This window comes from Petroclostridium xylanilyticum (genome assembly GCF_002252565.1).
Taxonomy (GTDB): Bacteria; Bacillota; Clostridia; order SK-Y3; family SK-Y3; genus Petroclostridium; species Petroclostridium xylanilyticum.
In genome coordinates this window covers 1-19739 of sequence record NZ_NPML01000012.1, presented here as the reverse complement: position 1 = coordinate 19739, position 19739 = coordinate 1, and the positions used below count along the sequence as shown (strand labels likewise).

Annotated in this window: 18 protein-coding genes and 1 other annotated feature; of the genes, 11 read left to right on the top strand and 7 right to left on the bottom strand. The window is 36.8% G+C overall.

Features of this window, described 5'->3' with window-relative positions; genetic code table 11:
• Nucleotides 1-5 precede the first annotated feature (5 nt).
• On the bottom strand, nucleotides 6-1046 hold the full coding sequence (argC, locus tag CIB29_RS07040; protein ID WP_094548184.1) for an N-acetyl-gamma-glutamyl-phosphate reductase: 1041 nt from the start codon (nucleotides 1044-1046) through the stop codon (nucleotides 6-8).
• Between the two features lie 371 nt (nucleotides 1047-1417).
• Here argC and CIB29_RS07035 point away from each other — a divergent pair, with 371 nt between their 5' ends.
• From CIB29_RS07035 to CIB29_RS07015, 5 genes are all read left to right on the top strand, one after another.
• A complete protein-coding gene (locus CIB29_RS07035) occupies nucleotides 1418-1597 on the top strand; it encodes a hypothetical protein (RefSeq protein ID WP_094548182.1) in 180 nt (59 codons plus the stop codon).
• 313 nt (nucleotides 1598-1910) lie between these two features.
• Entirely contained in the window at nucleotides 1911-4247 is a 2337-nt protein-coding gene (locus CIB29_RS07030; protein WP_094548180.1) for a glycoside hydrolase family 65 protein, read from the top strand.
• A 149-nt stretch (nucleotides 4248-4396) separates the two neighbouring features.
• Nucleotides 4397-5041 carry a beta-phosphoglucomutase gene (gene pgmB / locus CIB29_RS07025; RefSeq protein WP_094548178.1) on the top strand — a complete coding sequence of 215 codons (645 nt, stop codon included), beginning with the start codon at nucleotides 4397-4399 and terminating at the stop codon, nucleotides 5039-5041.
• Nucleotides 5042-5363: 322 nt separating this feature from the next.
• Nucleotides 5364-5598, top strand: a binding site (T-box leader).
• Between the two features lie 49 nt (nucleotides 5599-5647).
• The gene (locus CIB29_RS07020) at nucleotides 5648-7312 is read left to right on the top strand and encodes an AMP-binding protein (RefSeq protein ID WP_094548176.1); all 1665 of its coding nucleotides are present in this window, start codon (nucleotides 5648-5650) and stop codon (nucleotides 7310-7312) included.
• Between the two features lie 70 nt (nucleotides 7313-7382).
• Entirely contained in the window at nucleotides 7383-7886 is a 504-nt protein-coding gene (locus CIB29_RS07015) for a methylated-DNA--[protein]-cysteine S-methyltransferase (protein ID WP_094548174.1), read from the top strand.
• A 28-nt stretch (nucleotides 7887-7914) separates the two neighbouring features.
• Here the strand turns inward: CIB29_RS07015 and CIB29_RS07010 are convergent, their stop codons facing one another.
• Nucleotides 7915-8154, bottom strand: coding sequence for a YkuS family protein (locus tag CIB29_RS07010; RefSeq protein WP_094548172.1), 240 nt, complete (start codon nucleotides 8152-8154; stop codon nucleotides 7915-7917).
• Between the two features lie 61 nt (nucleotides 8155-8215).
• Nucleotides 8216-10027, bottom strand: coding sequence for an oligoendopeptidase F (pepF, locus tag CIB29_RS07005; protein ID WP_094548170.1), 1812 nt, complete (start codon nucleotides 10025-10027; stop codon nucleotides 8216-8218).
• Between the two features lie 463 nt (nucleotides 10028-10490).
• Between pepF and CIB29_RS07000 the strand changes: the two genes are divergently transcribed.
• The 3 genes from CIB29_RS07000 (at nucleotide 10491) to guaA (ending at nucleotide 15319) form a co-directional block, all read left to right on the top strand.
• The gene (locus CIB29_RS07000; protein WP_094548168.1) at nucleotides 10491-11561 is read left to right on the top strand and encodes a branched-chain amino acid aminotransferase; all 1071 of its coding nucleotides are present in this window, start codon (nucleotides 10491-10493) and stop codon (nucleotides 11559-11561) included.
• Between the two features lie 327 nt (nucleotides 11562-11888).
• Nucleotides 11889-13637 (top strand): B12-binding domain-containing radical SAM protein, encoded by a 1749-nt coding sequence (locus CIB29_RS06995; RefSeq protein ID WP_094548165.1) that lies wholly within the window; start codon nucleotides 11889-11891, stop codon nucleotides 13635-13637.
• 140 nt (nucleotides 13638-13777) lie between these two features.
• On the top strand, nucleotides 13778-15319 hold the full coding sequence (guaA, locus tag CIB29_RS06990) for a glutamine-hydrolyzing GMP synthase (protein ID WP_242965091.1): 1542 nt from the start codon (nucleotides 13778-13780) through the stop codon (nucleotides 15317-15319).
• A gap of 25 nt (nucleotides 15320-15344) precedes the next feature.
• Here guaA and CIB29_RS06985 read toward each other — a convergent pair whose 3' ends face one another.
• Genes CIB29_RS06985 through CIB29_RS06970 form a run of 4 tightly spaced genes read right to left on the bottom strand, consistent with a single transcriptional unit; the run spans nucleotide 15345 to nucleotide 18042 of the window.
• A complete protein-coding gene (locus CIB29_RS06985) occupies nucleotides 15345-16460 on the bottom strand; it encodes a site-specific integrase (RefSeq protein WP_094548161.1) in 1116 nt (371 codons plus the stop codon).
• Nucleotides 16461-16514: 54 nt separating this feature from the next.
• Nucleotides 16515-17093 carry a hypothetical protein gene (locus CIB29_RS06980; RefSeq protein WP_094548159.1) on the bottom strand — a complete coding sequence of 193 codons (579 nt, stop codon included), beginning with the start codon at nucleotides 17091-17093 and terminating at the stop codon, nucleotides 16515-16517.
• 10 nt (nucleotides 17094-17103) lie between these two features.
• The gene (locus tag CIB29_RS06975) at nucleotides 17104-17400 is read right to left on the bottom strand and encodes a hypothetical protein (RefSeq protein ID WP_094548157.1); all 297 of its coding nucleotides are present in this window, start codon (nucleotides 17398-17400) and stop codon (nucleotides 17104-17106) included.
• Nucleotides 17401-17439: 39 nt separating this feature from the next.
• The gene (locus CIB29_RS06970; RefSeq protein WP_094548155.1) at nucleotides 17440-18042 is read right to left on the bottom strand and encodes a helix-turn-helix domain-containing protein; all 603 of its coding nucleotides are present in this window, start codon (nucleotides 18040-18042) and stop codon (nucleotides 17440-17442) included.
• Nucleotides 18043-18206: 164 nt separating this feature from the next.
• Between CIB29_RS06970 and CIB29_RS06965 the strand changes: the two genes are divergently transcribed.
• The 3 genes from CIB29_RS06965 to CIB29_RS06955 are packed head-to-tail and all read left to right on the top strand — an operon-like array spanning nucleotide 18207 to nucleotide 19477.
• Nucleotides 18207-18407, top strand: a complete 201-nt coding sequence (locus CIB29_RS06965; protein WP_094548153.1) for a helix-turn-helix transcriptional regulator — start codon at nucleotides 18207-18209, stop codon at nucleotides 18405-18407.
• A gap of 50 nt (nucleotides 18408-18457) precedes the next feature.
• Nucleotides 18458-18940: a helix-turn-helix domain-containing protein gene (locus tag CIB29_RS06960; protein ID WP_094548152.1), complete on the top strand. Its 483-nt coding sequence runs from the start codon at nucleotides 18458-18460 to the stop codon at nucleotides 18938-18940.
• 12 nt (nucleotides 18941-18952) lie between these two features.
• On the top strand, nucleotides 18953-19477 hold the full coding sequence (locus tag CIB29_RS06955; RefSeq protein ID WP_094548150.1) for a hypothetical protein: 525 nt from the start codon (nucleotides 18953-18955) through the stop codon (nucleotides 19475-19477).
• Nucleotides 19478-19739 lie beyond the last annotated feature (262 nt).

Below are 19739 nucleotides of genomic sequence, written 5' to 3'. Positions count from 1 at the left end.
CCCCCCTAAATATAAAGTCCCGGTGCAGCGAGTCCCATCTTTTCGTCCAGCCCAAACATAATATTCATATTCTGTACGGCCTGTCCGGCTGCACCCTTTATCAGATTATCCAAAGCGGAAACTACTACCACCCTGTTCAATCTCTCATCAACCACCAGTCCGATATCTACAAAGTTCGATCCGGCAACATGGTTGGTTTCCGGAAGTTGGCCCTCATCATATATTCTGATAAAGAATTCATCTTTATAATATTTTTTATAAATATCCAATAGTTGTGCAGTTGTATACTTTTCTTTTAAATTAGCGTAAATAGTGCTTATAATTCCCCGTTTCATTGGAATCAGGTGAGGTGTAAAAGAAACAATTATTTCCTCTTGGGCTACAAGGCTTAATTCCTGTTCAATTTCAGAAGTATGCCTGTGAGTAGCGATTTTATATGCTTTCATATTTTCTGTACATTCACAGAAATGATAATCCAAAGCCAGACTTCTTCCAGCACCGGACACCCCAGACTTTGCATCAATAATAATATTATTTGTATACACTAACTTACTTGCAAGTAAAGGAACCAGCCCAAGGATGGAACAGGTTGTATAGCACCCTGGATTGCCTACAAGGCAGGTGCCAGCTATTTTATCTCTATGTAATTCCGGTAATCCGTAAACCGCGCTTTCTAACAATTCAGGATTTTCATGTTTTGTACCGTACCATTTCTCATATACTGAAACATCGTTATATCGAAAATCGCCGCTTAAGTCAATTACCTTCAGTCCTGATTGGATTAACTGTGGAATAACTGTTTTTGAAGCACCATGAGGCAGCGCAGTAAAAACAACATCACATTTCATGGAAATTTCATCTATATTTAATTCCTCACAAACTGTATCTACAATACCCCGGAGATTCGGGTAGATATCAGATATTTTTTGTCCGACAAAACTTTGAGATACTACTGACGTAATCCGTACCTGGGGATGCTGGGCTGCAATTCTGACCAGTTCTATTCCTGCGTATCCAGTAGCACCTAATATGCCAACTTTGACCATTTTTGAGACCTCCTTATAATTATATGGATAACCAATATTAAAGTTAAAAATAAATTAATGCAGTTATCGATGAATTTAACCAACTTTAATATTTACAATATTTAGTTTTAAAGTTGGTTAATTATAATCATTACGAGCTATTAAAAATAAACAGCTGATAATGTTATAATTATACATTTTATTGTATAAAAATTCAATAGACATAGCATAATTTTTATCCAAAAATATATAACAAAAAAATGGAATATTTTAAGATGTAGAATGATAAAATTAAAGTAGTATAAAAGTTGTTGGTAGTTCGTAAGATAAATGAGAATAGTCTGTGAGCTAGTACCATGAACTGCCAACAATCATAAGGAGGGAGTGCTTTTGTGGAGAAAAAATTAAATTTTAAGCAACTAGAGAGTAATTTTAATGAATACGTTTCAGATTGGAAAATATCACAGATGATAGAACAGGAGAAACTTGAAGAATATCCTGAATGTCATAAACCATCTTGTATGAATGTTAATGAATTCATAAAAAATAATCAGTTTTCGAATTATAGGTAATATGATCATCTAACTTTAGGATTAAGCTAACCGGCATACTCAACAAAAATGATACATTGGGATGTATTTCTTCCTTCGTTGAGAAACGTCTCTATGTATCATTTTTTCTTTATATGATCAACTAAAATGTAGCTCTGCAATTGTGGATATTCATGGAACAGAAAGCACTATAGCCGATAGTCGAAAAAGCTATAAATTTTAAACAATTTCGTATTTTTTTAAATTGACAGTATTAACGGTAAAATTATAAAGTTATATTAATAGCGTAAAGTGCTTCACCAGTCAGGAAATGATAGCAGAAGGAGAAGAATGTATGCTAAAAGAAAAAACAGCAATTTATCCTTATAATGAGTGGGAAATAATTGAAGACGGTTTTAAGGCAGAAAACAACTACAGGAATGAAACCATCTTTGCTTTGGGAAACGGCTATATAGGTATGAGGGGTAATTTTGAAGAAGGATATACAGGTCCTTCGGGTACAGGATTGGAAGGTACTTATCTAAACGGATTTTATGAAAGCGAGGTCATAAAGTACGGTGAAATTGCCTATGGCTATGCAGAAAAAAGCCAGACCATGCTTAATGTGACCAATAGTAAGATCATTAAGCTCTATGTAGAAGATGAAGAGTTTCATATGCTTACAGGAGAGGTTACGGAATATAAGAGAGTGCTGGATTTAAAAGAGGGTACATTAAAAAGAAGTCTTAGATGGCGTTCACCAAAGGGAAGAGAAGTAAAAATAGAAGTAAAAAGGCTAATCTCCTTTAAAGATAAACATTTAGCTGCAATAAGCTATCAAGTAACCCCACTAAATTTTAACGGGACTATAAGGCTATTGTCAGCTTTAGACGGAAATGTTACCAATCTAACCACTGAAAATGACCCCAGGGTAGGCTCAGGGCTTCAGGGAAGGGTACTCAGTGTTGAAGACAAAATCATTGAAGATAACTTCGGAGCACTCATCCAAAAGACCAAAAACACTAACTTTACACTAGCCTGTGCAATGGAAAATGAAATACATGCAAAGAGCAGCTATAAACTGGAAAATATTTCTACAGAATTTATGGTGGGTGTTATTTATACTGTAGAAGCAAAAAAGGATGAGAAAATAACCCTCAATAAATATATATCCTATATCACCTCAAGAGACTTAAAAGAAGAACTGTTATTTACTATGGCCAAGGACATAGCAAATAGAGGGAAAGAAGAAGGATTTGAAAAAATTTTAAAACATCAGAGAGAATTTTTAGATGACTTCTGGTATCGTACTGATGTTGAAATAAAAGGAGATATCGCCCTTCAGCAGGGGATAAGGTTTAATATGTTCCACTTATTGCAGTCTGCAGGAAGGGATGGAAAAACCAATATTGCAGCCAAAGGTTTAACCGGAGAAGGATATGAAGGGCATTATTTCTGGGATACCGAAATATATATCCTGCCTTTCTTTTTATATAATAATCCCGGTATTAGCCGGAGGCTTCTGGAATACCGGTACAGTATTTTAGACAAGGCAAGAGAGAGGGCAAGACAGATGGCACATAAAAAAGGGGCCTTATTTCCCTGGAGGACAATAAACGGGGAAGAATGTTCGGCTTACTATCCTGCCGGAACTGCCCAGTACCACATTAATGCAGATATTGCCTTTGCCATTAAAAGGTACATGGAAGCTGCAGAAGATAACGACTTTTTAATTAACAACGGTGCAGAAATACTCTTTGAAACCGCAAGGCTGTGGGCAGACTTAGGAAAGTTTATTGAAAATAAAGGTAATAAATTTTGCATAAATTGTGTAACCGGACCGGATGAATATACTGCAATAGTCAATAACAACTGCTATACAAACCTTATGGCAAAAGAAAACTTACAATATGCCTATGATGCAGCAAAATGGCTCAAAGAGAACAAGATAGAAAAATACGAGCAACTGGTTAGTCAGCTTAATCTTGAAGAGGAAGAAATTGAGTTCTGGAAAAAAGCAGCTGATAATATGTATATACCCTATAATGAAGAACTTAAAATATACCCCCAGGACGACAGCTTCTTAGACAAGGCCGTATGGGATTTTGAAAATACGCCTAAAGAAAACTATCCGCTGCTTATGCACTACCACCCGCTGGTTATTTATAGACACCAGGTTTGTAAGCAGGCTGACGTGGTACTGGCATTATTTATGCTAGGCAATAAATTCACAAAAGAAGAAAAACAGAGAAACTATGACTACTATGAAAAAATAACAACCCATGATTCTTCCCTATCAACCTGTATCTTTAGCATTGTAGCAAGTGAAATCGGATACTATAAAAAAGCCTACAATTACTTTATGAATACAGCCCGGATGGATCTGGATGACTATCACGGAAACACAAAACACGGTATCCATGCTGCCAATATGGCAGGCACTTGGATGTGCCTTGTACATGGGTTTGCAGGCATGAGGATATACGATAATACCCTGAGCTTTAACCCGTACCTTCCGGAGAGCTGGGAAGAATACAGCTTTAAAATAACCTACAAAGGAAGACTGATAGGCGTAACTGTAAAAAGACATGAAACCAGCTATGAGCTATTAGAAGGAGAAGCATTAGAGATGGTTCATTGTGGACAAAAAATTTTCTTAGAGGCTCGTCAAATATTTAGCAATGTGATTTGATTGAAAGGTATTAATATAAAAATAGTGAGGAGTGGACAGTGGGGAGTGGGGAGTAAAACCAAAACCACAAAAAAGTCCGGTTTAGTAGGAAGAAGGATACGGCTTAGGGACATACCCCGATAAAATATGTAATAAAGGATGGATAATATATGAGGAAGCTCAAAGCTGCAATATTTGACTTGGATGGTGTCATCGTTGATACCGCCAAATACCACTTTCTTGCCTGGAAAAGGCTATCGGAAGAATTAGGTATTAACTTTACCATAGAAGATAATGAAAGACTAAAGGGTGTAAGCCGGATGAGGTCTTTAGAGATCATACTCGAAATTGGAGGAATAGATTTAAGTGAAGATGTCAAAGCCCAACTGGCAGAAAAAAAGAATGAGTGGTATAAAGAGTATATTAACCAGATGAATGAATCGGAAATATTAAAAGGTGCAAGAGAGTTTATTCTAAAGTTAAGAGAAAGAGGAGTAAAAACAGCTCTTGGCTCTGCAAGTAAGAACGCTAAAACAATCCTGGAAAAAGTAGGGCTCAGTGAATTGTTTGATGTGATAGTAGATGGGAATGTAGTAAGCAAGGCAAAGCCGGACCCTGAGGTGTTTATAAAGGCTGCAGAACAACTTGGTATTGCTCCGGAAAGCTGTGCGGTCTTTGAGGATGCACAAGCAGGTATACAGGCAGCAAAGGCAGCGGGGATGGCTGCTGTAGGAATTGGGACAAAAGAAGTACTAAAGGATGCAGATTATATAATAGCAGGCTTATATGAAGCGGACGTAAACCTCTTTAATTAGCTCAGAGTTCGGAGAGTTTTTGCAAAAATTCTCCGAACTTTTTATAGAGTAAATTTTCTTATATTTTGTTTTGTTAAAAATACAACATATATTATAATACTAGAATTTGCAAGAATTATCCTACATAGCGAGTGCTAAGAAAATAACTAATATTTTTGGCTTTAAAAAATAATCCTTATTGACATGAAAGTTGACACCATGATAAAATCATCACTAATTATATACTCTGCCCTGATTAAAATTAACATTTACAGATGTTAGCAGGGTAGAAAAAGCAGCGTGGAACAAGATGTAAACGTCAATTTTATGCTGCTGTTATAGGTAAAAAGTAATGAAGGAGAATAAATACATACTTATATTAAAGAGAGCCGGTGGCTGGTGTAAACCGGTATATGGTATGTAATATAGCTCGCTCCGGAACTGCACTACTGAAATTAATTAAGTAAGTACTGCCGGTGGTACCGTTAATACCAGAGTCCAAATGACTTAATGAGGCTGTTGCAGTGATGCAATAGTAAATTAGGGTGGTAGCGCGAATATTGAACCTCGCCCCTGAACGATATGATGTTTAGGTGCGGGGTTTTTATCTTAAGGAGGTCGAAATGAATGTCGGAATTTATTAATTTGACAATCGGTGATTTTTTAGATAATATTTCAAACCAATATCCGGATAATGATGCTCTTGTATATGTTGATAGAGGCTTAAGGTATTCTTATAAGGAATTCAATGAGGTATGCAAACAGGCAGCAAAAGGATTTATGAAACTTGGGGTCAAAAAAGGGGATCACATCGCTATCTGGGCAACCAATTATCCGGAATGGGTAATCACCCAGTTTGCCACTGCTAAAATTGGTGCGGTGCTGGTTACTGTAAATACGAATTATAAGATTTTTGAGTTGGAATACCTTCTTAGACAATCCGATTCCACAACCCTCCTTTTAATCGATGGTTTTAAAGATTCCAATTATGTGGAAATTCTTAATAAACTATGTCCTGAACTTAAAGATTCTGAACCGGGAAATTTGCAAACAAGTAAATTGCCTTACTTGAAAAATGTTATATATATCGGCGAAAAAGAACATCCGGGTATGTTTAAATGGCAGGATATTATGGAAATGGGTAGGGAGGTAAGTGATGAGGAGCTACACGAACGTCAAAGAAATCTTGACCCCCATGATGTTATAAATATGCAGTATACCTCAGGGACCACAGGTTTTCCGAAAGGAGTTATGCTTACTCACTATAATATCTTGAATAACGGATTCTTTATCGGAGAATGTATGAAATTTACTCATAAAGACCGTCTGTGTATTCCGGTACCATTCTTCCACTGCTTTGGATGTGTATTGGGAGTGATGGCTTGTGTAACTCATGGTGCAACGATGGTTCCAATAGAATATTTCAGACCGCTGGAAGTTCTTCAAGCAATTGAAAAAGAACGCTGCACTGCTGTCCATGGCGTTCCTACCATGTTCATTTTTATGTTGGAACATCCAGAGTTTGATAAGTTTGACTTGTCTTCATTAAGAACAGGGATTATGGCAGGTTCACCATGTCCTATCAAGGTTATGCAGCAGGCAGTGGATAAAATGGGTATGAGGGAAATTACAATTGCTTATGGACAGACCGAAGCTTCCCCTGTTATCACACAGACCAGGGTAGAGGATTCTATAGAGCTAAGGGTAAGCACTGTAGGGAGGGCTCTTCCAAATGTAGAGGTGAAAATCATTGACCCTGAGACAGGAAAAGAAGTTCCGAGAGGAGTACCGGGTGAATTGTGTGCAAGAGGATATCTTGTCATGAAGGGATATTACAAGATGGAAGAAGCTACCCGTAAAGCCATAGATGACGAAGGATGGCTGCATACGGGAGACCTGGCAACAATGGACGAGAACGGATATTGTAAGATAACGGGTAGAATTAAGGATATGATTATACGCGGTGGCGAAAATATTTATCCGAGAGAAATAGAAGAACTTCTTTATACCCACCCGGCAGTTCAGGATGTACAGGTGGTTGGAGTACCCAGCAAGAGCATGGGTGAAGAAATTATGGCATATATTATTGTAAAAGACGGTGCTTCTCTTACTGTTGAAGAAGTAAAACAGTTTGTGTTGGATAATATGGCAAGGCATAAAGTGCCGAAATATGTAAAATTTGTTGCCAGCTATCCTATGACAGCCAGTGGAAAAATACAGAAGTACAAACTGAGGGAAATGGCTATTGCAGAATTGGGACTGGAAGAAGATGCGGCTATAGAAACTGCGTAAATGGAATTTACGAAAATACGGTGGGTATGACGCCTATAGAATACAAAAGGAAAGGATAGTGTGAAAATATATGTCAACCGTATACTTTTCAGAATATGTTTCGCCAATAGGCAGCCTATATGTTGCAGCCAGTGAGGAAGGAATATGTAATATAGCATTTCCCGGGCAATATGAGAGTGATTTCATGGTATGGCTGCAAAAAAATTTTAACAGTATTGTTCAGCAGAAAACCGATATTCTTAGGTGTGCCATTGCCCAACTGACAGAATATTTCAACCGGCAAAGGACTGTGTTTACAGTACCCTTGCATTTAATAGGTACGCAGTTTCAGAGAAAGGTGTGGAATGAATTGATAAAAGTGCCTTATGGCACTACTGTTACTTATGGGTATATTGCTTCAAAAATAGGTAATCCCAAAGCTGGCAGAGCTGTAGGAGGAGCAAATAATAAAAATCCTGTACCTATCATTGTGCCCTGCCACCGGATTATTGGACAAGGAGGAAAACTGGTGGGTTATGGTGGTGGATTAGAGCTCAAACAAAAATTACTTGCTATTGAAGGTGTGAAATGCTAAAATACATGCAATAAAGGTACATGTGCCCTTATTGCATGTATTTTACTTTTTCAAACACTTCATCCGGAGAAATACCTTTTGCTTCAATTACAGTTACATCTTTAGAATTTTTGGATACAACGCTTTTATCTTCAACAATTACAATATCATAATTTCCTAATTGCATGCCGATGATCCTGTCGTCAGATAAAGGGTCGTATGCAATTCCGTTTTCTTCTAAAACATTTCGAACTTCTAACAGGCTGCCCTGAACTCCGATATTAGACATAAAACGATCACCTCAATAAAATATTTTCGGTAAATAGTTTAACCATTATAATAGCAATGTATTACAGCAATAACTTTTCAATCTGGTCTAACATTTCTTCAAATACCTTTAACGCATCCACAATGGGTTGTGGTGTCGATAAATCTACCCCGGCCTTTCTGAGGATTTCAATAGGATAATCGGAATCACCGCTGCTTAAAAATCCGATATACCTGTCTACCGCAGGCTGACCTTCTTCAAGAATTTGTCTGGACAGAGAAGTTGCAGCTGCAAATCCTGTAGCATACTTGTAGACGTAGAAACTGTTATAAAAATGGGGAATCCTGGACCATTCCATGTCTATTTCACTATCAACAAACATTTGATCACCAAAATATTGAACGTTTAAATAATGGTAGATGTCAGACAGAAGCTGGGGAGTTAGTGCTTCGCCATTTTCAGCCTTTTCGTGAATGATCTTTTCAAATTCGGCAAACATCACCTGCCTGAAAACAGTTCCGCGGAATTCATCCAGGTAGTGGTTGATTAAATAGGCTTTTTCATTTTGATCCTTTGTATTTTTTAAAAGGTGGTGCATTAATAAAGATTCATTTACTGTAGAGGCAACCTCGGCAACAAAAATTTTATATTGGGAATAGATATATGGCTGATGCTTATTGGTATAATAGGAATGCAACGCATGCCCCATTTCATGGGCAAGGGTGAATACATCCTTCATGGTCCCCTGATAATTCAGCAGCACATAGGGATGCGTAGTATAAGCTCCCCAGGAATAGGCTCCTCCGGTTTTTCCTTCGTTTTCATATACATCAATCCATCCCTCGTTAAAGCCCATTTTTAATGCTTTAATATAATCATCGCCCAGGGGCTGGAGTGCTTTTTCTACTATTTCCAATGCTTCTTTATAATAAATGTGCTTGTTCATTTCTTTTACCAGAGGAGTATATAAATCATACATATGAAGTTCCTCCAGTTGCAGCACCTTTTTCCTCAAAGCTACATACCGGTGCATAAGGTGTAAATGATTGTGAATGGTATTGATTAAGTTATCGTATACTGATTTGGGTACGTTATCCGGATCCAGGGATGCTTCCAAGGCGGAAGGATATTTTCTGGCTCTTGAATAAAAAATATTTTTCTTCACGTTAGCATTGAGTGAAGCTGCCAGGGTGTTTTTTTGCTTGATATAGGAGCTGTATAATGCTTTAAATGCGTCCTGCCTTACCCTGCGGTCACCGCTTTCCATATAATGAATAAAGTTACCCTTTGTAAGCTCAACTTCTTCATCTTTTTCATTTTTTATGTTTGGAAACTTTATATCGGCATTGTTGAGCATGGTAAAAATATCCCGGGCAGCGCCGGCAATTTCTCCGGTTGCAGCCAGCAGTGCCTCTTCATTTGAAGACAGCACATGTTTTTTCTGACGTAAAATCTCATTGATATAATGATTGTATACTTCTAATTCCGGCTCTTTATTTAAAAATTCCTGCAGTTTTTGTTCAGGAATGGAGATAATCTCCGGTGTAATAAAGGAGAGAGCACCGGACACTTCAATAGATAGGCTCTTAGCACGATCAGCTAGTGCTTGATATGTAGCATTCGTATTATCCTCATCCCTTCTCATGCGGGCATAAACAAAAACCCTTTCGGTGAGGCTGGATAGTTCGTCGCTAAGTTTTAATGCCTGCAAAAGCGTTGTTGACGAATCCGCCAGCTTATCTTTGTATTGAGCCATTTGAGGGATCAATTCCTTAACCTTGACAAAATCTTTTTCCCATTCATCATTGCTTGCATAAATATCTTCCAGTTTCCACTTATATTGCTGTTCGATTTCTTTTCTCTTGGGTAGTTTATTATTTTTATTTTCTATCATTCTACTGGTCCTCCTTTGGTGCATTAGTTATGTTATATAGTATATTATATCATAATTATTGCTTAGCTATTTAGGATATAATTATTGAAGTGTTATTTTCTGTATCTTTTTCAAAATATTAATTTTTATTTTATACTATATATTTACTGATAATGATTTTGCATGGCAGATAAAGTAAATAAATTCACAGTTCACAGTTCACGGTTCACAGTAAAAGCTATTAAATCGTTTACTACTGTGAACTGAAAACTGTTAACTGTGAACTATATAGTTTGTATCACTATTATTGAAGAGAAATATAAGCAGATAATGTTATAAAAAAGTAAGATTTGAAGCAAATAACGTTAATTAGGGGATTGTATTTTGCAGCATCTTTAAGTAAAATATAACGTAAGCATAAAAGTATTATTAAAGCTAAAAATGTGCGGGAATTATGAAAGCTTAACAGGAGGTAAAATTATTTATGTCTTTACAAATTAGAATTGAAAAAACAAAAACACCAAAGCAAAAGCCTGATCAAAATAAATTAGGTTTTGGGCAATATTTTACTGATCATATGTTTATCATGGACTATACCGAGGGAAAAGGCTGGCATGACCCAAGGATAGTTCCTTATGCGCCTTTGCAGCTTGACCCTGCAACCATGATGCTTCATTATGGCCAGGCCATTTTTGAAGGGATGAAGGCTTATAAAGCAAAAGATGGCAGGATTCTTTTATTCAGACCCAAAAAAAATATGGAAAGAATCAATATTTCCAACGACAGACTTTGTATTCCGCCAATAGATGTTGACTTTGGCGTTGAAGCAGTTAAAACCATTGTAGAAGTAGACAAGGATTGGATTCCGGAGGCAGAGGGAACTTCTCTCTATATAAGACCGTTTATCATTGCAACCGATCCGTTTCTCGGAGTCAGGCCTTCACAAACCTACATGTTTATCATTATACTGTCACCAGTAGGTGCATATTATCCAGAAGGTATTAATCCAGTTAAAATATATATAGAAACTGAATATGTTCGAGCTGTAAAAGGCGGCGTTGGTTTTGCAAAAACCTGCGGCAACTATGCTGCCAGCATAAAAGCCCAGATGGAAGCTAAGAAAAAAGGGTACACCCAGGTTCTATGGCTGGATGGTGTTGAAAGAAAATATATCGAAGAAGTTGGAACAATGAATGTATTCTTCAAGATAAACGGTGAGATTATTACGCCATCCCTGGAAGGCAGCATACTTGCCGGTATAACCAGAGACTCCTCTATTGAACTGTTAAGGTCATGGGGATTAAAGGTTACCGAAAGAAGAATTTCCATTCAAGAGCTATATGATGCCCATGCAAACGGTACTTTGGAAGAAGCCTTTGGTACCGGAACTGCTGCAGTTATTTCTCCTATAGGAGAATTCAACTGGAATGGAAATATTATCACTGTTAACCAAGGGAAAATTGGAGAAATATCTGAAAAACTTTATAATACTATTACCGGCATTCAAAATGGAGAGATTGAAGATATATTCGGATGGACGGTAGAAGTGAAGTAATATCAATATAAAAGTTTAGTGAGGCGCATTTAATATTCTTCAAAAATAAAATATACGCCCTACTAAACTTTTATGCTTTAATGTGAAAACAGCTCGGAGTTTGGAGCACGGAGAGAGCCGCCAGATCTAGGTTTGGTGCTATTTTCATCGGTATTTGTGATCTGTAAAGATAGATCGCTGAACCGGACTTTTTCAGTGATTTCGGACGGTTCGTCTGTCGCATGCGGTTTTCATGCGACTGAGGAACTGTCCCTATGTCGAAGCCCTGAACAGTCAAGCATATTTTCATCATTATTTGTGCCGGGATAGCCCGGCGTGGAGGCTAATATGAAAGTATTGTTAACAACATTAAATGCAAAATACATACATTCTTCCTTGGCATTAAGATACTTGGAGAAATACTGCCAAAATGGAAATTATGAAATGGTTGTGGAAGAATACACAATTAATGACCATCTTGATTCCATTACAGCCAACATCTATAAAACTGGCACAGATATCATTGCTTTTTCATGTTACATATGGAATATCTCCATGATTTTGGAGATTGCAGACCGGCTAAAAAAAGTGAAACCGGACAGCATTATTATACTAGGAGGTCCGGAAGTATCCTATGATGCCGGGGAGATTTTAAGCAAACATACATTTATTGACTATATTATCGTGGGAGAAGGGGAAGAAACCTTAAAGGGGCTATTAGAATATCTAACAAATGGACAACAGCCACTAGAAAATATGAAAGGAATTGCTTACCGGGATGCGTATAAAAATATCATTATCAATGAAAGCAGGCCTCTTATATGTGATTTGGATAAAATTCCAAGCCCTTACAGCGAGAGAGATATTTCTAAATTAACAGGAAAAATCGTATACTATGAGACTTCACGGGGCTGTCCTTTTAATTGCAGTTATTGCCTTTCATCTACTATTCATGGGGTAAGATACTTTTCAATGGATAGAGTAAAATCGGACCTGCTGTTTTTGATAAAAAATGACGTAAAGCAGGTAAAGTTGGTAGATAGGACTTTTAATTGTGATAAAGACAGGACCATGGAATTGTTTAAGTTTTTGGTGGAAAATCAAAAAAATACCTCTTTTCACTTTGAAATTGCAGCTGACTTGCTTGACGATAAAATGATTGAATATTTGGCCGGTATTCCAAAAGGATTATTTCAGTTTGAAATAGGGGTTCAGTCTACCAACTTGAATACGATTAGCGCAATAGATAGGAAAACCAACTTTGAAAAATTGGCTGCTAATGTAAAAAAGTTGAGCCGGGTTGATAACATACATCTTCACCTGGACCTCATTGCCGGGCTGCCAGAAGAAGATTACCAGTCGTTTATACGGTCCTTTGATGATGTATACCGGCTTTCTCCCCATGTATTACAGATGGGCTTTTTAAAGTTGCTCAAAGGTTCAAAGATTAGACAGCAGGCGGGGGAATATGAATATCAGCACACCACCCTTCCACCCTATGAAGTATTACGAAATAAATGGATAGGCTATGGAGAAATATTAAAATTGAAAGGTGTGGAAGATGTTTTGGAAAAGTATCATAATTCAAAGGTCTTTGAAAAATCCCTGGGGTATATATTGAAGAGGTTTTACAAATCACCTTTTAAGTTTTTTGAAGACCTGTCGGAATATTTTGCACAGGAAGGGATGGACAGGCTGGCCCATAGCAGAAAAGCCTTATATGATATACTTTTTGAATTTTATAATAAAAGATTCGGGATAGAAGTTGATATTTTCAGTCAATATTTAAAATTCGACCTGTTCTATCATCAGAAAGGGATACAGCCGCCTTATTGGGCAAAAAGCAAAGATATCCCGGACTTTAAGGAAAAGTGTTTTAATTTTCTTAAAAATGAAGAAAATGTTCGCAAGTTTTTGCCCCAATATATAGAGATACCGCCAAAAAAGATTATTAAAGAAGTAGATTTTCATGTTTTTGATTTTGATGTATTGGCTGATATTTTCAATGACAGGCCGGCCAAGCAAGAGACTGTAGTGCTGTACGATTATCAATTTTCCAAGGTGTATAATGTTACTGCACAATTCAATAATAAATAAAGAGAAAAAATTCTTTTAATTTTCGGCAATATCATATATAATAATTCATTATTAATGATTAGGAGTTAAATCGATAAGTTAATTTTAAGCTAATTTCTCCGGGCTCCAAACTCCGGGCTCTGAGCTAGTGTAATGGAGGTATGTGTGTGAATAACGAAATTGTTCTGGTACTTGACTTTGGCGGACAATATAACCAGCTTATTGCAAGAAGGGTAAGGGAATGCAACGTATACTGTGAAGTGCTTCCCTATCATGTATCTATAGACAGGGTCAAAAGTATGAATCCCAAAGGTATTATTTTTACCGGGGGGCCAGCCAGTGTTTATGCAGAAAATGCTCCTGTGTGCAGTAAAGAGATATTTGAATTGGGTGTACCGGTGCTTGGCATCTGCTACGGGACACAGTTGATGAGCCACCTTTTAGGAGGGAAAGTGGCCAGAGCACCTAAGAGGGAGTATGGGAAAACAGATGTTAACCTCGACTGTTGCAGTAAATTGTTTGAGAATATTGAAAAAAATACGGTGTGCTGGATGAGTCATACCGATTATGTCGAAATTCCTCCAGCCGGATTTAATGTAATTGCAAAAACTGACAGCTGTCCGGTAGCGGCTATAGAGCATAAAGAAAAGAATTTATATGGTGTTCAATTCCACCCCGAAGTGGTGCATACACCTAAAGGAAAGGAAATACTGAGAAATTTCTTATATAATATTTGCGGATGTAAAGGTGACTGGAAGATGTCTGCCTTTGCTGAGCAGTCTATAAAAGAAATCAGGAATAAAATTGGAGACAAAAAGGTTCTTTGTGCATTATCCGGCGGTGTAGATTCCTCAGTTGCTGCCGTAATGATTCATAAAGCAGTAGGCAAGCAATTAACGTGTATTTTTGTAGACCATGGTCTGCTTAGAAAGAATGAGGGTGACCAGGTAGAGCAGGTATTCAGAGAACAATTTGACATGAATTTAATCAGGGTAAATGCCGAAGACAGATTTCTAAGCAGGCTTGCGGGTGTTTCTGATCCAGAGAGGAAAAGGAAAATAATTGGTGAGGAGTTTATAAGGGTATTTGAAGAAGAAGCTAAAAAAATAGGTGCTGTAGATTATCTTGTCCAAGGCACGATATATCCTGATGTGATCGAAAGTGGAGCAGGTGATGCTGCAGTTATAAAGAGCCACCACAATGTTGGAGGACTTCCGGACTACGTGGATTTTAAAGAAATTATTGAACCGTTGAGAAATCTTTTTAAGGATGAGGTAAGACAGGTTGGTTTGGAATTGGGCATTCCAGAGCATATTGTATGGAGGCAACCTTTCCCGGGACCGGGTCTGGCAATAAGGGTGATTGGCGAAGTGACAAAAGAAAAGCTTGATATATTAAAAGAAGCCGATGCAATATTCAGGGAAGAGATAGCATTAGCAGGTTTACATCGCGATATACACCAGTATTTTGCTGTCTTGACAGGTATGAAGAGTGTAGGTGTAATGGGGGATGAAAGGACCTATGATTATACCATTGCACTCAGGGGAGTGACTACCACAGATTTTATGACTGCCGATTGGGCTAGAATACCCTATGATGTTTTAGAAAAGATTTCAAACAGAATTGTGAATGAAGTAAAACACGTAAACAGATTGGTTTATGATATTACAAGCAAACCGCCAGCGACTATTGAATGGGAATGATATATTAAATCCCCGAAAACCCTTATTATTCAAGGGTTTTCTGGGATTCGTTTTCGTTTGTGGTATTATTTTGGCATTGGGATTCTGGATTTCTAATTTTCTGCAATTCTTCAGCTAATTGTATACCTTTGTTAGGGTAAAGATGTGCATATGTTTCCCAAGTTGTTTGCACATTCTCATGTCCCAGGCGTTCAGAAATAAGGAGTATTGGCTGTTCCATTTCAATCAATAATGAGGCATGGGAATGCCTTAGGTCGTGGACTCGGATCCTCTTGACGCCGGCACGCTCTGAGTAATAATCCAAGTTTTTATTAAGCGTGGACTTGGTGAAATAAAATATCTTGTCAGTATCCTTAATCTCATACAAGGAATTTATATAGCCCTGTATCTCATTATATAAGAATTCAGGTATCGGTACCTTTCGGGCGCTTTTAGTAGTCTTTGGATCATATATCCGATCCTCACCGTTTTTCCTTGAAGATGTTTTGTTTACATCAATAACTTTTTCCGGCCAAATATCTTTAGGAGTGAGAGAAATACATTCACCGACACGCAGGCCGGTCCAAAACATTATCTCATAAGCAAGTTTTAAAGCTGGTTTATCTACAGTTGAAATAAACTGTTCAAACTCGTCAAGTGTCCATATTTCCATTTCATCTGCTTTCTTTTTTCCCATACTACCGGCTATGCGGACTGGATTTCCAGGTAATTTATAGTATTTTACCGCATAATTAAAAATGGCACTTAATTGATTGTTTATTGTTTTAAGATATGTCAAGGCATAGCCTTTTTCATTTTTTATAAGATCATTTTGCCATTTCCTTACATGGGTAGCTTCTATTTTGTTTATGGGAAGTTTTTTAAAAAATGGCAGAATATGAGTATCTATAATATTTTTCTTAGTGTCCATAGTGCTTTCTTTTAAGCGAGTGGATACGTCCTCCATATATAATTCAACAAGGCTTTCAAATGCCATATCGCAACTCTGGTTAGATTTATTCAGAAATTCACGCTCGTAATCTTTGGCATCCTTTTGTTTAATAAATCCTCTTTTCTTTTTAAGTTTACGTGTGCCTGTCCAATCTGTATAGTAAAAACTTGCATACCAGGTTCCACGTTTTTCGTCTTTATATACAGGCATAATAACACCCCATTTTGCAGAATAACCCCACCCCTATATAGGGCGGGGTTTTGGTTATTTATCATTCTGACTTCTACGTAAATACATATCAAGTCGAGTGAATATTGATTCAATCCTTTCTTGTAGTTCAGTATCAGAAAGTCTGTCCTGCTGGTGACGCTTTAAGTGTTCCACATTCTTTCCATTAAGCCATTTACTGAATTTACGTTTTATAATTTCATATCTATAACTTCCAACATAAAGAAAATGGACATACTTATAATCTTTATCTTCATAAACAACATATCTGTTGAAATCCGGATCGTTTCTGCCTTTGTCATATGTAAGCAGGTAATTCTTTGTTGAGAGAATATTTTCATAGTATGATATATATTCTCCCCAGCGGTTAAGGTAATCGAGCATAGAAAGCCTTAACCTGATTAAAATTTTGTCTAAACACTCAAATTCTTTATCATTAAGTTTATCTCTGTTCATTTCTAAAATACGATAGCAATAATCCGTAAAATCTAATCCGGACTCATAATTTCTAGTGTAAGTAAAAAATTCATTTACAAAATTACACAAAGGATAACTCAAAAGCGCTTTAACAGAAATATAGGTGTCTTTATATCTTTTTAAATAATCTTGAAGCATCCAATTACCCCTATTGAACTTCCTTATTCCATCCAACACCATATTCAAATATATATTTTTCAGTTGCTGTGTCTGCCCATAATATCCTGACATTTACTTTTCTCATTCCATCAGGCATTTTTGTTAGTCCTGCTTCTTGCACCATATCAACTGCAGTATTTCTGAAAGTCATAAATTGTCCTTTTAATAGTTCATGATTTTTAGAAATTTGAATTAGCACTTCAATTGTACTATCGTTCTCAGATCCACTTACAAAAATATCAAGGAAATATTGCTTTTCTTGTTTTTTGGCTTTCTCATCATTCATTCTTTCCTCTTAAAATATTACTTCTATTCTTTGCTTTTCCTAAGCGTGCTTCTCTAATGCTGATGACATTTCGTCTTTTGCTTTTTTAAACTCTTCATTGGAGTCCAAGTATAATTGGACTAATTTGTCTATTAATAAATTCATGTCATTTTTGTATTTTGCTTGTATTTCAATTATGCTAGTTAATGAATCAGATATGTTTAAATCATATCTTTCAAATTTAAAATCCTTTATAGCTCTTCTGAGATCGAGAATGGTGTTTAAGGTTGCTTCGTAGATTTCTAATGCAGCTTTATTATGCGATTTTACGTCTCTATTAATAAGAAGGTAGAATTTGTCCACTACTGATGTCATTATTTTAGCCATTTCATCAGGAAGACTTTTGTAATGCTTTATTAATAGAGCAATATCATTATCAAAGACCATATCCTTATAGTTTAAATCATTAGTACGTCCCAATAAATAATCTATAGAAACGCCGAAAAAATCAGCCAGTTTCTCTAATATTTCAAAGCTTGGCTGTTTACCTTTAGTTTCATATCCTGCAATAGTGGGTCTTCCAACTCCAATATGTATAGCTAATTCATCTTGTGTGATTTTTTTCTCTTCTCTAAGCGACTTTAATCTTTGTCCAAAGTCCATTATTTATCACCTCCTGTAAATAAGATTATATACTACGGTGTTCCCATAATAAACATAGGTGTCTAAAATCAACAAATTCGTATTAAAACCTCTTGACAATGTTCCTATTTGAAACTATAATTTAGATAGATGTTCCTAAAAGACACATTTAAGGAGGTGTTTTTATGAGAAAAAAGCTAAAGGAAATTAGAATTAAGAGAAATTTAACGCAAAAAGAACTTGCGGAACTTGCGAAGATAGATCGAGTAACATATACAAATATTGAGCTTGGCAACAAAAATCCCTCCCTTTCCGTAGCAAGAAAAATAAAAGATGCGTTGCAATACGAAGGCGATGATATTTTTTTTGAAAATAATAGTGTCTAAATGGAACATTTTTTATAAGGTTATTATAGTGCAAAAGGTAGGTGTAATAAATGGGAACCAACCCTACAAAAGCAATGGACAACATATACTGCCGCTGTAGAAAAGAGGCAGCAAAGTACAATGACAAGCTAAACAGCAGGGAAGGAGCAGCCGAACTGCTTGGAGTTTCAGTTTCATCACTTGCAGATTATGAACTTGGTAACACAAAAGTAGTACCGGTGGACAAAGTGGTTTTGATGGCAGACCTCTACAACGCACCGGAGATTAAAAATTATTATTGCACTAATGAGTGTCCGATCGGAAGAAATACGGTTCCCAAGTTAGAGATTGAAGAACTCGATCGGTTAACAATCAAGGTTTTATCATCGCTTCGATTTATTGATGATATAAAGGATAAGCTCATTGATATAGCTGCAGATGGAGTTATAACAGAGCATGAGAAGCCAGCGCTTGAAGAAATACTACGAGCATTAGATCAAATAGCAGTATACAGCCAAGAACTGCGGCTTTGGGCAGAAAAAACTTTTAAATAGGGGATGGGATTTATGAGCAGGCGATTTGTTGATATTACTGGAGAACGTTATGGACGATTAATTGTTTTACGTCATGTTGGCTTTGCAGAGAACCACCAAAGCCTCTGGGAATGTCAATGCGACTGTGGAAAGACACATATTGTTCCTAAAAAAAGCCTTACCGGAGGAGGCACCAAAAGTTGCGGCTGTCTTCGTAGTGAACGTACCAAGATAGGATGCACAAAGCACGGGATGATAACACACAGTAAGCGAGCAAAAATTTATGATGTTTGGGTTGCAATGAAGCAACGGTGTACAAATCCGAATAATAAGTACTATAGACGATATGGTGGCCGTGGTATAAGAGTTTGCCAAGAGTGGATCAATGATTTTAAAGCCTTTTATGATTGGTCTATAGCAAATGGATATTCTGAGGGGTTACATTTGGATCGCATAAATAATGATGGTAGTTATTCACCGGATAATTGTCACTGGATAACAAATCAAGAGAACCAAAAAAACAAAACTCATAATAACCAATATACAGTTTGTAAATGAGAAAGGAGGAGCAGATATGGCATTCTTCCAGGTTGAAGATGTTATGGCATTACTCGGCGTATCTAAATCTAAGGCATACAAGATTATTCAATCTCTAAATGTATTTGTCAAGTGAAAAATGGACCTTTTTATAATTAAATTTTACCCCCCTTAAAGATGACATTAGTGTAAATAATTAACATTAACATGTTCCTTTCACATAGGGAAAAAACTTTTTCAAGAATCCAGTTGACAACAAGCCTCCCCTCTATGATTAGCCAGC

Coding starts and splice junctions, on each gene's coding strand:
- argC (WP_094548184.1), bottom strand. CDS start 1,046: ATGGTCAAAGTTGGCATATTAGGTGCTACTGGATACGCAGGAATAGAA.
- CIB29_RS07030 (WP_094548180.1), top strand. CDS start 1,911: ATGCTAAAAGAAAAAACAGCAATTTATCCTTATAATGAGTGGGAAATA.
- pgmB (WP_094548178.1), top strand. CDS start 4,397: ATGAGGAAGCTCAAAGCTGCAATATTTGACTTGGATGGTGTCATCGTT.
- CIB29_RS07020 (WP_094548176.1), top strand. CDS start 5,648: ATGTCGGAATTTATTAATTTGACAATCGGTGATTTTTTAGATAATATT.
- CIB29_RS07015 (WP_094548174.1), top strand. CDS start 7,383: ATGTCAACCGTATACTTTTCAGAATATGTTTCGCCAATAGGCAGCCTA.
- CIB29_RS07010 (WP_094548172.1), bottom strand. CDS start 8,154: ATGTCTAATATCGGAGTTCAGGGCAGCCTGTTAGAAGTTCGAAATGTT.
- pepF (WP_094548170.1), bottom strand. CDS start 10,027: ATGATAGAAAATAAAAATAATAAACTACCCAAGAGAAAAGAAATCGAA.
- CIB29_RS07000 (WP_094548168.1), top strand. CDS start 10,491: ATGTCTTTACAAATTAGAATTGAAAAAACAAAAACACCAAAGCAAAAG.
- CIB29_RS06995 (WP_094548165.1), top strand. CDS start 11,889: ATGAAAGTATTGTTAACAACATTAAATGCAAAATACATACATTCTTCC.
- guaA (WP_242965091.1), top strand. CDS start 13,778: ATGTGTGTGAATAACGAAATTGTTCTGGTACTTGACTTTGGCGGACAA.
- CIB29_RS06985 (WP_094548161.1), bottom strand. CDS start 16,460: ATGCCTGTATATAAAGACGAAAAACGTGGAACCTGGTATGCAAGTTTT.
- CIB29_RS06980 (WP_094548159.1), bottom strand. CDS start 17,093: ATGCTTCAAGATTATTTAAAAAGATATAAAGACACCTATATTTCTGTT.
- CIB29_RS06975 (WP_094548157.1), bottom strand. CDS start 17,400: ATGAATGATGAGAAAGCCAAAAAACAAGAAAAGCAATATTTCCTTGAT.
- CIB29_RS06970 (WP_094548155.1), bottom strand. CDS start 18,042: ATGGACTTTGGACAAAGATTAAAGTCGCTTAGAGAAGAGAAAAAAATC.
- CIB29_RS06965 (WP_094548153.1), top strand. CDS start 18,207: ATGAGAAAAAAGCTAAAGGAAATTAGAATTAAGAGAAATTTAACGCAA.
- CIB29_RS06960 (WP_094548152.1), top strand. CDS start 18,458: ATGGGAACCAACCCTACAAAAGCAATGGACAACATATACTGCCGCTGT.
- CIB29_RS06955 (WP_094548150.1), top strand. CDS start 18,953: ATGAGCAGGCGATTTGTTGATATTACTGGAGAACGTTATGGACGATTA.